Source organism: Streptomyces sp. NPDC054866 (assembly GCF_053610745.1).
Genome location: NZ_JBSGZA010000006.1, coordinates 263047 through 277155, shown reverse-complemented (window position 1 = coordinate 277155; position 14109 = coordinate 263047). Strand labels below are relative to the sequence as shown.

Here is a 14109-nt window from a genome sequence, read left to right as displayed (position 1 = left end):
CCTCGCACCGCGGATGAGGCAGCCCGCACCCTTCCCATCTGACGGCCCGTCAGCTTCAATGGCTGGTGTGATGGGACATGCAGGGATGGCGGCCACCGTCGTCCGATACCTCAGGTCGGTCGGCGCGCCGACCGCCGCCGGGCCGGTCGAAGTCCTTCCGCGGCCGCAGTTGCGGGCGGTCGGTGACGACGAGCGGGCGCCGCTCGACGCGGGGGAGTTCCGGCGCGTGCTCGGGAACTTCGCGACCGGCGTGACCGTTGTCACGGCACCGGCATCCGAAGGTGAGGAAGGCCCGGCCGGATTCGCCTGTCAGTCCTTCTCCTCGCTCTCCCTCGACCCGCCCCTGGTCTCCTTCATGGTCGCGCGTACGTCGACGACGTGGCCGCGCATCGCACGCGCGGGCGTCTTCTGCGTCAACATCCTCGGCGCCGACCAGGGCACTCTGTGCCGCGGCTTCGCGGTGAGCGGCGCCGACAAGTTCGCCGGTGTCGTGTACGACGCGGCGCCCGTCACCGGCTCGCCCCGCCTGGCCGGCGTACCGGCCTGGGTCGACTGCACGATCCAGGCTGTGCACACCGGGGGCGACCACCTGATCGTGGTCGGCCGGGTGGACGCCCTCGGCGCCACCGACGAGGGCGAACCGCTCCTCTTCCACCGCGGCAAGTTCGGCAGGTTCGACAACTTCGATACCCCTACCGCTACGTAAGCGCGGGCTCCGTCTCCTTCTCCTCCCCGACCCGCCGGATCACCAGCGCCATCAGCGCCGCCGCCGCGCACAGCGCCCCGGAGGCGATCCACATCACGTCGTACGACCCGAAGGTGTCCCGTACGACACCGCCGATGACGGCCACGAGCGCGGCTCCCACCTGGTGCGAGGCGAGCACCCAGCCGAAGACGATGGCGCTGTCGTCGCCGTACTGCTCGCGGCAGAGGGCCAGGGTCGGCGGCACGGTCGCCACCCAGTCGAGGCCGTAGAAGACGATGAAGAAGATCATCGGCGGGTGCACGGTCGGTGCGAGGAGCAGCGGCAGGAAGAGCAGCGAGACGCCGCGCAGCGCGTAGTACACGGCAAGCAGCCGCCGCGCGTCGAAGCGGTCCGTGAACCAGCCGGACGCGATCGTCCCCACGACGTCGAAGACACCGATGACGGCGAGGAGCGAAGCAGCCGCCGTGATCGGCATGCCGTGGTCGTGCGCGGCGGGCACGAAGTGCGTCTGGATCAGGCCGTTCGTCGAGGCGCCGCAGATGGCGAATGTCCCTGCGAGCAGCCAGAACGGGCCGGTGCGTGCCGCCTTGAACAGCACGGTGACCGCACGCCGCGCGGCGCCCGTGGCGGGCGGGGGCTTCTCCACGAACTCCTCGGAGCCGTACGGCTTCAGGCCCACGTCCGCCGGGTGGTCGCGCAGCAGCAGCCACACGAACGGGACGACGGCGAGCGCGGCAAGGGCGACGGTCACCGCGGCGGGCCGCCACTCGTACGTCTCCACGAGCCAGGAGAGCAGCGGCAGGAAGATCAGCTGGCCGGACGCTGAGGCCGCCGTCAGGATGCCGGTGACGAGTCCGCGCCGCGTGGTGAACCAGCGGTTGGTGACGGTGGCGGCGAAGGCGAGGGCCATGGACCCCGAGCCGAGCCCGACGAGCAGGCCCCAGCACAGCAGGAGTTGCCAGGCGTGTTGCATCCACACGGTGAGTCCGGAGCCGAGCGCGATCACGATGAGAGCGACCGCGACGACCCGCCGGATGCCGAAGCGGTCCATCAGCGCGGCGGCGAACGGTGCGGTGAGCCCGTACAGCGCGAGGTTGATGGAGACCGCGAGGCCGATCGTGCCGCGCGACCAGTGGAACTCGTCGTGCAGCGGATCGATGAGCAGGCCCGGCAGGGAGCGGAACGCGGCGGCGCCGATGATCGTCACGAAGGTGACGGCGGCGACGAACCACGCCCGGTGGATACGGCGTCGTCGCCTCGGCGCCTCCAGGGGCACCCCCGGGGGCGGCTCGACCGGCTGATTCACGTCTGTCTGGGTCACGACAACCAGCATCCGGACCCGTCCACTCACGAACGAGTGGCCCAAAGGACAGCAATAGCTAGAATCGGGCCATGGCCCCGACGACTGCCACGACGAATGCCGCGACGACTGCCCCGACGACCGCCGCTTCGAAGCGGACCACGCCGACCACTCCCCGCCACCGGGTGGTGGTCCTCGCCCTGGACGGTGTCATCCCCTTCGAGTTCGGCATCCCGCAGCGGATCTTCGGCCGCGCGAGAGCCGCTGACGGGGAGCTCCTGTACGAGGTCGTGACCGCGTCCATCCGCCCTCCGGGCCTGGTGCGTACGGACGCCGACGTCGCGATCCTCGTGGAGAACGGCCCGGAGTGCCTGGCCTCCGCCGACACGGTGGTGGTCCCGGCCTCGTACGAGCTGGGCCCGGTCTACGAGGAGGGCGTCCTGACCGACGAACTGTCCTCGGCCCTGGCCCGGATCAAACCGGGCACGCGCCTGATCTCGATCTGCACGGGTGGGTACGTCCTGGCCGCCGCGGGCTATCTCGACGGCCGTACCGCGACGACGCACTGGTCGTCGGCGGAGCACTTCCAGCGCCTCTTCCCCCGGATCACGGTGGATCCGGACGTTCTCTTCATCGACGACGGGGACATCCTCACCTCGGCGGGTGTGGCGGCGGGACTCGACCTCTGCCTCCATGTCGTACGCAGCGATCACGGGGCGGCGGTCGCCAATGAGGTGGCCCGCCGTACGGTGGTGCCGCCGCACCGGGACGGCGGACAGGCCCAGTACATCCAACGCCCCGTCCCCGAGCCGCAGTTCGCGACGACGACCTCCGCGCGGGCGTGGGCCCTCGCCCGTCTCCACGAGCCGATCCAGCTCCGCGACATGGCGGATCAGGAATCCATGTCCGTACGCACCTTCACGCGCCGCTTCCGTGAGGAGGTGGGGATCAGCCCCGGCCAGTGGCTTGCGCAGCAGCGGGTCGAGCGGGCCCGCCATCTTCTGGAGTCAAGCGATCTCTCCGTGGACCGGGTGGCGCGGGATGCGGGGTTCGGTACGGCGCAGTCGATGCGGGCGCACTTGCAGGCGGCTCTCGGGGTGACCCCGACTGCCTACCGCCGCACTTTCGCCCGGAGGGCTTAGGCGGCACCCCGGGGTTCCCCCAGCCGAACAAGCCTTTCCCACCCACCCACCCGATTGCCCCGCAGCAACCAGCGAACAGCCGCAGTCGGCAGCCCACGCGAGGGGACGTGCCGGTATGTCCGCCCGGAGCACGGCTCCCGAAGACTCCGGAGCCGAAGCACCCACACGGCCACCGGACGATAGCGAGGACGGACATACCGGCGCGGCCCCGCACCCACAGACGAACCCGCACCGCCCCGCCCAAGCCCCGCAGGGACCCCGCAGGGAACCCTCAGAACGTCAGCACCCCCCGCGCCACCCGCCCCGCCTCCGCATCCCCCACCGCCTTCGCGAAGTCCTCCACCGGGTACGTTTCCGTCACCAGCTCGTCCAGCAGCAGGCGCCCCGCCCGGTACAGCTCCGCGTACAGCGCGAAGTCCCGTTGTGGACGCGCCGAACCGTAGCGGCAGCCCAGGATCGACTTGTCCAGGAACAGGGACGAGACCACGAACGACGCCTCGGCCGTGGCCGGTGGCACCCCCAGCAGGATCGCCTGCCCATGCCGGTCCAGAAGGTCGATCGCCTGGCGGATCAGTTCGACCCGGCCCACGCACTCGAAGACGTGGTCCGCCCCCGTCGGCAGCAGCTCCTTCACGCCCTCCGCCTCCGCCGACGCGAAGAAGTGCGTCGCGCCGAACTGCCGTGCCACGCCCTCCTTGCCGGGGTTCGCGTCGACCGCCACGATCCGCGTCGCCCCGGCGATCCTCGCCCCCTGGAGGACATTCAGGCCGATGCCCCCGGTCCCGATCACCACCACACTGTCCCCGCGGTCCACCTTCGCGCGGTTCAAGGCAGCGCCGACCCCCGTCACCACCCCGCACCCGATCAACGCCGCCGACGTCAGCGGAATGTCCTCCGGGATCTTCACGGCCTGCACGGCCTTCACCACCGTGCGTTCCGCGAACGCGGAGTTCGCCGCGAACTGGTAGATCGGCTCGCCACCCCGCGAGAACGGCTGGTCCGGCATCCCGATCGCGCGCCGGCACATGGTCGGCCGCCCCCGATTGCATTCCCCGCAGGCCCCGCAGCTGGCGATGGTCGAAAGCGCCACGTGATCACCGGCAGTCACATGCGTCACCCCCGCACCGACCGCCTCGACCACCCCCGCCCCCTCATGGCCGAGCACCACCGGCGACGGAAAGGGGATGGTCCCGTCGATCACCGAAAGGTCGCTGTGGCACAGGCCCGCCGCCGCGACAGCGACCAGCACCTCCCCCGGCCCCGGCTCCCGTACCTCGAGGTCGTCGACGACCTCGACCCTGCTCCCCTCGGCCCTGCTCCTGTCGAAAACGACACCCCTCATCGCGCCTTCGCCTCCCTCGGCAGGCCGAGCACGCGCTCGGCGATGATGTTCCGCTGAATCTCGTCCGAGCCGCCGTAGATGGTGTCGGCCCGCGTGAAGAGGAACAGCCTTTGCAGGGCGTCGAGTTCATATGGGTCGTCCTCGCGCCAGTCCGTGGGGCCTACCGCCCCCGCCGTCCCCCGCACCGCCATGGCCAGCTCCCCCAGCCGCTGATGCCACCCGCCCCACAGCAGCTTGGCCACGCTGGGCGCACCCCCATCACCGCCGGAACCCGAACTCCCCAACGTACGCAGCGCGTTCCAGCGCATCACCTTCAACTCGGCCCACTGCCGCAGGAGCCGGTCCCGCAGCACAGGGTCGTCGACGGCCCCGCTGTCGACAGCCTCCCGGACCACGCCCCCGAGCTCCTCCGCGAACCCGATCTGCTGTACGAGTGTGGAGACCCCCCGCTCGAAGCCGAGCAGCCCCATGGCGACGCGCCACCCGTTGCCGACGCCGCCCACCACGTGCGAGGCACGCGCCACCGCACCGTCGAAGAAGACTTCGTTGAACTCGCTCGTCCCCGTCAACTGCCTGATGGGACGCACCTCGATACGTCCCGGCTGGTCCATCGGCACCAGCAGGAACGAGATCCCCCGGTGTCCGGAAGACCCCGCCTCCGTCCGCGCCAGCACGAAGCACCAGTCCGCCTCTTGGGCGAGCGAGGTCCAGATCTTCTGCCCGGTGACGCGGTACGTCTCACCGCTCTCGCCGTCCCGCACCGCCGCCGTCCGCAGCCCCGCCAGGTCCGACCCGGCCCCCGGCTCGCTGTACCCCTGGCACCACAGCGCCTCCCCGCGCGCGATGGGCGGCAGGAACTCGTCCCGCTGCTCCTGGCTGCCGTACGCGAGCAGGGTCGGGGCCAGCAGGTTCTCGCCGATGTGCCCGTAGCGTCCGGGTGCCCGCACTCGCGCGTACTCCTCCGCCCACACCACCTGCTGGGTGAGCGTCGCCCGCCGATTCCCGTACGTCGTCCGCTGATTCCCGTACGCGGGAGAGTCCGTGTCCCACCCGAGCCCGATCCACCCGCCCCGCCCCAACTCCCGCTCCCAGGCCCGCCTTTCGGCCACGCCCTCGTGCTCGCTGCCGGGCCCGCCCCGCCCCGCCGCCCCGGCGAACACCCCCGTCAGGTGTTCGCCGAGCCAGGCCCTGGCCTCCGCGCGGAACTCCTCGTCCGCAGGGCCGAAACCGAACTCCACCGCCCCGCCTACGCGTTCGGCCGGTCTTTGGCGGCGGCGGCCTTCGCCATCGCCTCCAGCTGGGCCAGCATCGGCATCGGGTCGACCCCCACCGTCCCCGGCAGGAAGTCGGCGATCTTCTCCGGGGTCCAGCCGCCCTCGACATACCCGGCCCGCAGCTCACGCGGCTGCGCCCACACCGCGATCTTCGGGCCCGCGACCGTGTAGACCTGCCCGGTGATCTTCTCCTCCCGGGCCCGCTCGCTCAACAGATACGTGACAAGGGCGGCCACGTCCTCCGGCTCCCCGATCTCCTTCAGCTCCATGGGTACGTTGGCGGACATCCGCGTCCGCGCGACGGGCGCCACCGCGTTCGCCGTCACCCCGTACTTGTTCAGGCCGAGCGCCGCGCTCCGTACCAGCGAGATGATCCCGCCCTTGGCCGCGCTGTAGTTGGCCTGCGCCACCGACCCCTGGTGGTTGCCGCTGGTGAAGCCGATCAGCGTCCCCGTCCCCTGCTTCCGCATGACCGCCGACGCGGCCCGGAAGACGGTGAACGTGCCCTTCAGGTGCGTGGCGACCACCGGGTCCCACTCCTGCTCGGACATGTTGAAGAGCATCCGCTCCCGCAGGATCCCGGCCACGCACACGACACCGTCGATCCGCCCGTACTCGGCGAGCGCGACGTCCACGATGCGCTGCCCGCCCGCCATGGTCGAGATGTCATCGGCGACGGCGATCGCCTCGCCTCCCGCCGCCTGGATCTCCTTGACCACGCCGTCGGCTATCTCGCTGGTCGGTTCCGCGCCCTCCATGGAGACGCCGTAGTCGTTCACGACGACCTTCGCGCCCTCGGCCGCGGCGGCGAGCGCGACCGCCCTGCCGATGCCGCGCCCGGCACCGGTCACGGCCACCACCTTGCCTGCCAAGAAGTTCCCCACGTCCGGCCCCTTCCCGCGGTTTCTGACGGACCGTTAGATTCTATGACCCGTCAGATACCTGAAGACAACCCCCAGGGAGGACCCATGTCGCTGCCGCCCGAGTTCCACGACATCGCCAAACGCGTGAACAACTGGGGGCGTTGGGGCTCCGACGACGAGATCGGCACACTCAACCTCATCACCGACGAGGTGGTCCGCGAGGCCGCCGCCACCATCCGCACCGGCCGCCGCGTCCCGCTCGCGCTGCCCCTCAAGGAGGACGGCGTCCAGACGGGGCTGATACCCGGCCGGGTCAACCCCCTCCACACGATGGTGCAGATCAACCAGGAGCTCTTCGGCCCCGGCACGGTCGCCACCAGCGACGACGCCGTCACGATGGGCCTGCAGACGGCCACCCACTGGGACGCGCTCACCCACGCCTCACACTCGGGGAAGATCTACAACGGCCGCCCGGCGGACACCATCACCGCCCACACCCGCGCACAGTTCAGCGGCATCGACAAGGTGCCGCACCTCGTCTCGCGCGGCGTACTGCTCGACGTCGCCCGCGCCAAGGGCGTCGACCGGCTGCCCGGAGATCACGCGGTCACCCCCGAAGACCTGGCGGAGGCCGAGGAGTTCGCGGGGCTCACCGTCCGCGCCGGCGACATCGTCCTCGTACGCACCGGGCAGATCCAGGTCTATCTGGCGGGCGACAAGCACGCGTACGGATATCCGTCGCCCGGCCTGTCGGTCCGCACCCCTGAGTGGTTCCACGCGCGTGATGTCGCGGCGGTCGCCAACGACACCCTCACCTTCGAGATCTTCCCGCCCGAGATCGAGAACCTCTGGCTGCCCGTGCACGCGCTCGATCTGGTCGAAATGGGGATGTTGCAGGGCCAGAACTGGAATCTGGAAAAGTTGTCCACAGCCTGTGCAGAAGTTTCCCGCTACAGCTTCCTGCTCTCCGCGATGCCCGAGCCGTTCATCGGCGGCACGGGGACGCCGGTCGCGCCGGTGGCGGTGCTGTGAGCCCTCCGGGGGCCTCTCCTGAGCCCTCCGTGAGCCTTCGGATGGCGGCGCGTCCCGGCTCCCGCCCCGAGCGCGTCGCCGCGCACGCCGCCATCCGGCTCCGGCGAACTGGTCCCGTCCTCCACGACCGCGAAGGGACCGACGCCGACGGCGACTCACGTCTCGTCAAGGACCGGGCCATGGACCACCGTCCCTCGACGTCCCCTCGCGGCGAATCGCTGCACACAAGCGTGATCAATCGGACACGGTACGTCAACACCCGTCCGGTGATTAATGAATTATGCCGCTTTTGCACCGGCCGCGCACGGCCGCGCATCGTGGCACGTGACGGCGCATGCGGGCGCCCGGCACCGGTATGCGGAACACACGGAACCCGGACGGCCCGCGGCCCTCAGACCGCCTCGTACGCGACGTCCTCGTAGGTCGTCCCGTCGAACGCGACCGCCGCGACGCCCGGCTCGCACCGGTCCACCTCGCACCAGATGCTCTTTCCCGCGCCCTCGGTCTGCCAGCCCCAGCGGTCGGCGAGACCGTCGACGAGTTCCAGGCCACGGCCGTTGGTCGCGTCGCCGTCCGCGTGCCGCTGTTTCGGCGGGCGTGCGCTGGCGTCGGCCACCTCGACCCTGACCGTGCCGGGTCCGGCCTCCGCGGCCTCCTCGGGCACATCAGGGACGTCCGGGAGCCGCATGCGCAGCACGGCCGGACAGCCCGTGTGCACCACCGCGTTGGTGACCAGCTCGGAGATCAGCAGGATCAGCGTCTCGGCCAGTGGCTCGTCGACTCCTATCCCGGAACCGGCGAGCCGCGACCGCGCCCACCTTCGGGCCCGCCCCACCTCGGCGGGGTCGGGCCTGACCTCCAGCTGAACTTGAAGCACCTGCACCGCTCACACCATCCGAACCGGCGGACACATCGCCTCGCGACTCCACAGGGTCACGGAACGTGATCCCCTTGAGAGACAGCATGGTTGACGTTCAGTCACCCCAACAAGCGCTTCAGGCATATTCCAGCGCGAAGGAGTACGCGTGCGGCATACTGTGCGACGCGCGCTGCGGGGGGTCGAACAGGCGGGCATGAAGCCCCTTCCTGCACTGCGAGCGGTACGCATTGCCGGGCCCGGCGCCGCCTCAAAGGCAACACCGGCATGGCTCGACCTCAGAACCACTCGCATCTCACACAAGGTACCGGAGCGGAAGCCCGACTCCATGCCGTGACGAGTCACGCATAGGACACAACCCGATATCGACGCTCAGTAGCCTCCCCCCACTTCGGGGACTTCACAAGTCGATCACTCTCCGCGCCCACCACGACGGCTCACAGCGAACGCTCACAGCGCCGCCGCCAGCTCCTCCTCCGCCCGAGCCGCCGACTGGCCGAGGCCGGCCCGCACCCAGGCCCGCTTCAGATGCAGATGCACGTCGGCTTCCCAGGTGAAACCCATCCCGCCGTGCACCTGAAGGCAGTCCCGTGCGCCCCGCACCGCCGCCTCGTCGGCGAGCAGCTTGGCCGCCGTCATCTCCGTTCCGTCACCGGTGATGGACGCCGCGTACACGGCGGCGCGGGCCACCTCGGTGCGGACGAGCATCTGCGCGCAGAGGTGCTTGACGGCCTGGAAGGCTCCGATGGGCTGCCCGAATTGGGTACGTTCACGGGCATAGCGGACCGCCATCTCGCAGGTCCTGCCCGCGCTTCCCAGCTGCTCGGCGGCAATCAGCAGGTCGGCCTCCCCGACTGCGGCCTCCTCGCCGCCGCCGGGCACCCGGTGCAGCGGCGTCAGCGGATCGACGGAACGCAGGGGTACGGCGCCGGAGACGTCCCCGTGGACCACGTCCGCCTCGTCGAGCCAGGCGACGAGCCCGCCGGAGACCGCCGTCACCACGGTCGCCCCCTGGGCCGCTCCCGTGACGTCCCCGGCGGCGAGGAACGTGGCCACCAGCGGCCCGGGGAGCAGCGCGCGCCCCGCCTCCTCGAAGACCAACACGGCCTCCGGAAGCCCGAGTCCGACCCCGCCCTCCTCCTCCGGCACCCGCAGCGAGAAGAACCCGGCGTCCCCGAGTTCGCGCCACAGGGCCCGGTCGAGCGAGGGAGCTCCGCGGTCCGCGGCCTCCCGAAGCGCCGCCCCGTCGAACCGCCCTTCCAGCAGCTCGCGCAGCCCGCCCATCAACGCCCGCTGATCCTCCGTCAGTTGAAAGTCCACGCGAGCCCTCACCGCCCCTTCGGGAGGCCGAGTATCCGCTCGGCCACGATGTTCTGCTGGATCTGCGAGGTCCCTGCGGCGATCGTGTACGAGAGGGAGGAGAGCCGGTCCAGGGTCCACTCGTGCCCCAGGTCGAGCGCGCCGGGGCCGAGGACCTCGCCCGCGGCCTCGTACAGCTCCTGGCGTGCGTGCGAGTAGCGCAGCTTGAAGACGGACCCGCCGATTCCGGGCACCCCGCTGCCCGCCCGCTGCGACTCGCTGACGTTCCACTGCGTGAGGCGCCACAGCGCCCCGAACTCCGCGCTCAGCCTGCCGAGCCTGCGCCGCAGGACCGCGTCGTCCCAGCGTCCGTTCTTGCGGGCCTCGCGGGCAAGCTCGCCCAGGACCCGGCGGCAGGCGACGACCTCCCCCACGAAGGCCGTCCCCCGCTCGTACGACAGGGTCACCATCGTGACGCGCCAGCCGTCGTTCTCCGCGCCGACGCGGTTCGCGGCCGGCACCCGCACCTCGTCGAGGAACACCTCGGCGAACTCCGTCGATCCCGCGAGCGTGCGCAACGGGCGGACCGTGATGCCGGGGGCGTCCATCGGCATCGCGAGCCACGTGATGCCGCGGTGCTTGGGCACGTCCTCGCTCACGGGTGTCGTCCGCACGAGGAGCTCGCACCAGTCGGCGACCTCCGCGTGCGAGGTCCAGATCTTGGATCCGCTCACCACGTAGTCGTCACCGTCGCGCCACGCGCGCGTGCGCAGTGACGCGAGGTCGGAGCCCGCGTCCGGCTCGCTGAACCCCTGGCACCACACCTCGTCGCCGCGCAGCACGGGCGGCAGCCACCGGGCGCGCTGTTCCGGCGTCCCTTCGGAGGCAATGGTGGGGCCAGCGTGCAGCAGGCCCACGAAGTTCGCCCCTACGTAGGGCGCGCCCGCCTTCTCGGTCTCCTCAAGGAAGATGAGGTGCTGGGTGGGGGTCGCCCCGCGGCCGCCCGCGTCGACGGGCCAGTGCAGGCCCGCGTACCCGGCGTCGTACAGCCTGCGCTGCCACCCCATGTCGTACGCCCGGCGCCCCGGCCAGTCCAACGGGTCGGGACGCGGCGGCAGTTGGGGGAGCGTCCGGGCCAGCCACTCGCGCAGGCCCGCCCGGAAGGATTCCTCCTCCTGCGTGTAGGTGAGGTCCACGTCGTCTCCTCCGGTCATCCCTCCGGCCCCTGCGGCACATCTGATGACCCGTCAGAAGGCAGGCTAGCCCCGCACCTCTGGACCGACAAGGCGGTGCGGCTTACGCTCTCGGCACGATCTGACTCTCCGTCAGTTCAGGGCCGTCCATGAGGGGATCGCATGAGGACCTCGGATAACGAGACCGCATACGAACTGGGAGCGTCCCGCACCCTCTGGGAGCTCATCGAACGCCGCGCCGCACTCACCCCCGAAGCTCCCGTCCTCATCCAGGCCGCGTCCGACGCGGCCGACGACCGGACGCTGACCTTCGGCGAACTGCGCGACCGCAGCGAGCGCGTGGCCGCGGGGCTCTACGAGATGGGGGTGCGCCCCGGCACCGTCGTGGCCTGGCAGCTGCCCACCCGCATCGAGACCGCCCTGCTCTCCTTCGCACTCGCCCGCATCGGCGCGGTCCAGTCGCCGGTCATCCCCTTCTACCGGGACCGCGAAGTCGGCTTCGCGCTAAGGGAGTCGAAGGCCGAGTTCTTCGCCGTACCGGGAGTGTGGCGCGGCTTCGACCACACGGAGATGGCAGGGCGGCTCGGCGCACGGGGCGTCTTCGAGGCGTACGCGTACGACGACCTGCCCGACGCCGATCCGTCCGTCCTGCCCCCGCCGCCCTCCGAGGGCACATCGGTGCGCTGGATCTACTGGACATCGGGCACGACGTCCGACCCCAAGGGCGTGCTGCACACGGACCGTTCACTGATCGCGGGCGGCTCGTGCCTCGCGCACGCGCTGCATCTCTCGGCGGACGACGTCGGCTCGATGGCGTTCCCCTTCGCGCACATCGCGGGCCCCGACTACACGGTGATGCTGCTCCTGTACGGCTTCCCCGCAGTGATGTTCGAGACCTTCGCGCTGCCGGACGCGCTCGACGGCTACCGGCGGCACGGCGTGACGGTGGCGGGCGGTTCGACCGCGTTCTACTCGATGTTCCTCGCCGAGCAGCGCAAGCTGGCGCCGGGCGAGAAGCTCATCCCCTCCCTGCGCCTCCTCGCGGGCGGCGGGGCGCCGAAGCCGCCGGAGATCTATCACGCGGTCGTACGGGAGATGGGCTGCCAACTCACCCACGGGTACGGCATGACCGAGGTGCCGATGATCACCATGGGCGCGCCGGACGACACCGCTGAGAACCTGGCGACCACGGAAGGAATGCCCCCGGAGGGGATGGAGATCCGGGTCACGGACGCCGAGGGCAAGGAGGTGCCCGCCGGTGTCGACGGCGAGGTGCGGCTGCGCGGGGAGGCGGTCTGCCAGGGCTACTTGGACCCTGAACAAAGTGATGGGGTCTTCGACGCGGACGGCTTCCTGATCACCGGTGACCTGGGGCACGTACGGACGACGGGACACCTGGTCCTGACCGGGCGGGCCAAGGACATCATCATCCGCAAGGGCGAGAACATCTCCGCGAAGGAGATCGAGGACCTGCTCCACCGGCATCCGGCGGTGGGGGACGCGGCGGTCATCGGGCTCCCGGACCCCGAACGGGGCGAGCGGGTCTGCGCGGTGATCGAACAGCGGCCGGGAAACCAGGACGCGCTGACGCTCCCCTCCCTGACCGCGTATCTGCGCGGGGAAGGACTCTCCACGTACAAGCTGCCGGAGCAACTGGAGCTGGTGGAGGCCCTCCCCCGCAACGAGACGCTGCGCAAGGTGCTCAAGTACAAGCTGCGGGAGCGGTTCGCACAGGGCTAGCTCATGTGCCTGCTCACTCGGGAACGGTGAAGTACGCCGCGAACGCCGCGACGATCTCCTCCTCCGTCACACGCCCGTCCCCGTCGGTGTCGAGCGAGCCGCCCGCGGCGCTCGCGATGTCCTGCGGGACGCCGAGCGCCTTCAGCGCGCGCTCGACCTCATGCGGGCTTACCGAACCGTCCCCGTCGCCGTCCGCGACGGCGATGACGGCGTCCAGGAACGGCCGCGCGATCTCGGCGAACCGGGCCGGGTTGTCCCGCAGGCGCTTCACCGCGCCGCCCACGAACTCCGGCTTGGTGATCCGCTGGTCGCCGTCACGGTCGGCGATCCCGGCCATGCCCTGCCAGAAGGCCTCGGCGCCGATGTAGAGCGCCTGGCCCTTCTCGGAGCGTGCCGTGGCGCCGAACTCGCTGAGCAGGGCGACGGCCGCCGTGCTGAAGTCCTCACGGGAGATGTAGCCGTTGCCATCCTGGTCGAAGGTGGCGAAACGGGCCGCGATCTTACGCTCGTACTCGGCACTGTCCATGGTGTTCGGGCCGCCTCACTTCTGCGGTTGGGTGCGTGTGCACAGGGGGTTCCCTGGGTGTCTGTGGCAGCGAGCGTACGTCTTCGGCGACCGCCCGGAGGCGGGAAGCCGACGCTTGTGCCAAGACCGGGACAAGAGAGGTTGTACCAGGAGTCCGCCCTTGGTGATCTTCCGGGTCTCCGGTGTCAGACATCACGCGGAGAGCGGCGCCGCCTCGTCGTCGACCGCCGCCGTCACGTCCGGGAAGACCTCGAAGAGCCGGCGTACGCCGAGGGCCGCGAGGACGCGGTTCACGTGGGAGCCGTCCTCGGCGCCCTGCGCGGGCAGTATCAGGCGCAGGCGGCCCTGGCAGGAGCGGAAGAGGCGGCGCGTGGCGATCAGTACGCCGACGCCGCTGGAATCGCAGAACAGCACGTCGGAGAGGTCGAGGACGAGGCTGCGCCGGCCGTCGGCCACGGCGTCGTGCACGCGCTGGCGCACGACAGGCGAGGTCACCAGGTCCATCTCGCCAGACACCCGCAGCACGGCCCAGCCGTCCTGCTCGTCCACGGCCACCTGCAGCGTCACTCGCACGCCTCTCGCTCGCTGATACCGCTCGCTCGTAGCTCGCCGATGCGGAAGCCTTCCCTACGCTTCCTACGTCGCGGCTGCCCCGGCTGTTCTCCATGAAACACCAGGGAGGCCGCTCCCTATCATCCGAGGCCGGGCGCGGGCGCACTTTGCCTCAAAGGGGAGTGCGTTGTCGGTGGTGGCGACTACATTCGATGGAGGGTTTCGGGACGAGCTTCGGGACGAGCAGGGAACGGCACGCAAGG

General features: G+C 70.7%; 13 protein-coding genes. 4 read left to right on the top strand and 9 right to left on the bottom strand.

Annotation, left to right across the window (positions count from 1 at the left end; all coding sequences use genetic code 11):
- Positions 1-70 precede the first annotated feature (70 nt).
- Positions 71-706, top strand: a complete 636-nt coding sequence (locus ACWGI2_RS29410; protein WP_453698565.1) for a flavin reductase family protein — start codon at positions 71-73, stop codon at positions 704-706.
- Here the strand turns inward: ACWGI2_RS29410 and ACWGI2_RS29405 are convergent.
- The gene (locus ACWGI2_RS29405; RefSeq protein WP_453698564.1) at positions 699-2039 is read right to left on the bottom strand and encodes an MFS transporter; all 1341 of its coding nucleotides are present in this window, start codon (positions 2037-2039) and stop codon (positions 699-701) included. The two genes, ACWGI2_RS29410 and ACWGI2_RS29405, sit on opposite strands and share 8 nt — an antisense overlap.
- A 59-nt stretch (positions 2040-2098) precedes the next feature.
- Between ACWGI2_RS29405 and ACWGI2_RS29400 the strand changes: the two genes are divergently transcribed.
- The gene (locus ACWGI2_RS29400) at positions 2099-3148 is read left to right on the top strand and encodes a GlxA family transcriptional regulator (RefSeq protein ID WP_453698562.1); all 1050 of its coding nucleotides are present in this window, start codon (positions 2099-2101) and stop codon (positions 3146-3148) included.
- Between the two features lie 271 nt (positions 3149-3419).
- Here the strand turns inward: ACWGI2_RS29400 and ACWGI2_RS29395 are convergent, their stop codons facing one another.
- From ACWGI2_RS29395 to ACWGI2_RS29385, 3 genes are read right to left on the bottom strand one after another with little or no spacing between them, the layout of a single operon-like run.
- Positions 3420-4490: a Zn-dependent alcohol dehydrogenase gene (locus ACWGI2_RS29395; protein WP_453400605.1), complete on the bottom strand. Its 1071-nt coding sequence runs from the start codon at positions 4488-4490 to the stop codon at positions 3420-3422.
- Positions 4487-5728 (bottom strand): acyl-CoA dehydrogenase family protein, encoded by a 1242-nt coding sequence (locus tag ACWGI2_RS29390; protein ID WP_453698561.1) that lies wholly within the window; start codon positions 5726-5728, stop codon positions 4487-4489. The genes ACWGI2_RS29395 and ACWGI2_RS29390 overlap by 4 nt, the downstream gene beginning before the upstream one ends.
- Before the next feature lie 8 nt (positions 5729-5736).
- Positions 5737-6648: an SDR family NAD(P)-dependent oxidoreductase gene (locus ACWGI2_RS29385; RefSeq protein WP_453698559.1), complete on the bottom strand. Its 912-nt coding sequence runs from the start codon at positions 6646-6648 to the stop codon at positions 5737-5739.
- Positions 6649-6732: 84 nt separating this feature from the next.
- On the opposite strand from ACWGI2_RS29385, the gene ACWGI2_RS29380 reads away from it, so the two are divergent.
- Positions 6733-7659 carry a cyclase family protein gene (locus tag ACWGI2_RS29380; protein ID WP_453698558.1) on the top strand — a complete coding sequence of 309 codons (927 nt, stop codon included), beginning with the start codon at positions 6733-6735 and terminating at the stop codon, positions 7657-7659.
- A 391-nt stretch (positions 7660-8050) separates the two neighbouring features.
- Here the strand turns inward: ACWGI2_RS29380 and ACWGI2_RS29375 are convergent, their stop codons facing one another.
- The 3 genes from ACWGI2_RS29375 to ACWGI2_RS29365 form a co-directional block, all read right to left on the bottom strand.
- The gene (locus ACWGI2_RS29375; protein WP_453400609.1) at positions 8051-8542 is read right to left on the bottom strand and encodes an ATP-binding protein; all 492 of its coding nucleotides are present in this window, start codon (positions 8540-8542) and stop codon (positions 8051-8053) included.
- Positions 8543-8986: 444 nt separating this feature from the next.
- Positions 8987-9856 (bottom strand): acyl-CoA dehydrogenase family protein, encoded by an 870-nt coding sequence (locus tag ACWGI2_RS29370; protein ID WP_453698556.1) that lies wholly within the window; start codon positions 9854-9856, stop codon positions 8987-8989.
- Between the two features lie 8 nt (positions 9857-9864).
- A complete protein-coding gene (locus tag ACWGI2_RS29365; RefSeq protein WP_453698895.1) occupies positions 9865-11031 on the bottom strand; it encodes an acyl-CoA dehydrogenase in 1167 nt (388 codons plus the stop codon).
- Positions 11032-11190: 159 nt separating this feature from the next.
- Between ACWGI2_RS29365 and ACWGI2_RS29360 the strand changes: the two genes are divergently transcribed.
- Positions 11191-12768 (top strand): class I adenylate-forming enzyme family protein, encoded by a 1578-nt coding sequence (locus tag ACWGI2_RS29360; protein ID WP_453698555.1) that lies wholly within the window; start codon positions 11191-11193, stop codon positions 12766-12768.
- Positions 12769-12781: 13 nt separating this feature from the next.
- Here ACWGI2_RS29360 and ACWGI2_RS29355 read toward each other — a convergent pair whose 3' ends face one another.
- Together ACWGI2_RS29355 and ACWGI2_RS29350 are read right to left on the bottom strand one after the other, a co-directional pair.
- Positions 12782-13294, bottom strand: a complete 513-nt coding sequence (locus ACWGI2_RS29355) for an EF-hand domain-containing protein (protein ID WP_453400612.1) — start codon at positions 13292-13294, stop codon at positions 12782-12784.
- Between the two features lie 192 nt (positions 13295-13486).
- On the bottom strand, positions 13487-13861 hold the full coding sequence (locus tag ACWGI2_RS29350) for an STAS domain-containing protein (RefSeq protein WP_453400613.1): 375 nt from the start codon (positions 13859-13861) through the stop codon (positions 13487-13489).
- Positions 13862-14109 lie beyond the last annotated feature (248 nt).

Bases quoted from the DNA above. Each gene is read 5' to 3' on its own strand.
- ACWGI2_RS29410 (WP_453698565.1), top strand. From the start codon at position 71: ATGGGACATGCAGGGATGGCGGCCACCGTCGTCCGATACCTCAGGTCG.
- ACWGI2_RS29405 (WP_453698564.1), bottom strand. From the start codon at position 2,039: ATGCTGGTTGTCGTGACCCAGACAGACGTGAATCAGCCGGTCGAGCCG.
- ACWGI2_RS29400 (WP_453698562.1), top strand. From the start codon at position 2,099: ATGGCCCCGACGACTGCCACGACGAATGCCGCGACGACTGCCCCGACG.
- ACWGI2_RS29395 (WP_453400605.1), bottom strand. From the start codon at position 4,490: ATGAGGGGTGTCGTTTTCGACAGGAGCAGGGCCGAGGGGAGCAGGGTC.
- ACWGI2_RS29360 (WP_453698555.1), top strand. From the start codon at position 11,191: ATGAGGACCTCGGATAACGAGACCGCATACGAACTGGGAGCGTCCCGC.
- ACWGI2_RS29355 (WP_453400612.1), bottom strand. From the start codon at position 13,294: ATGGACAGTGCCGAGTACGAGCGTAAGATCGCGGCCCGTTTCGCCACC.
- ACWGI2_RS29380 (WP_453698558.1), top strand. From the start codon at position 6,733: ATGTCGCTGCCGCCCGAGTTCCACGACATCGCCAAACGCGTGAACAAC.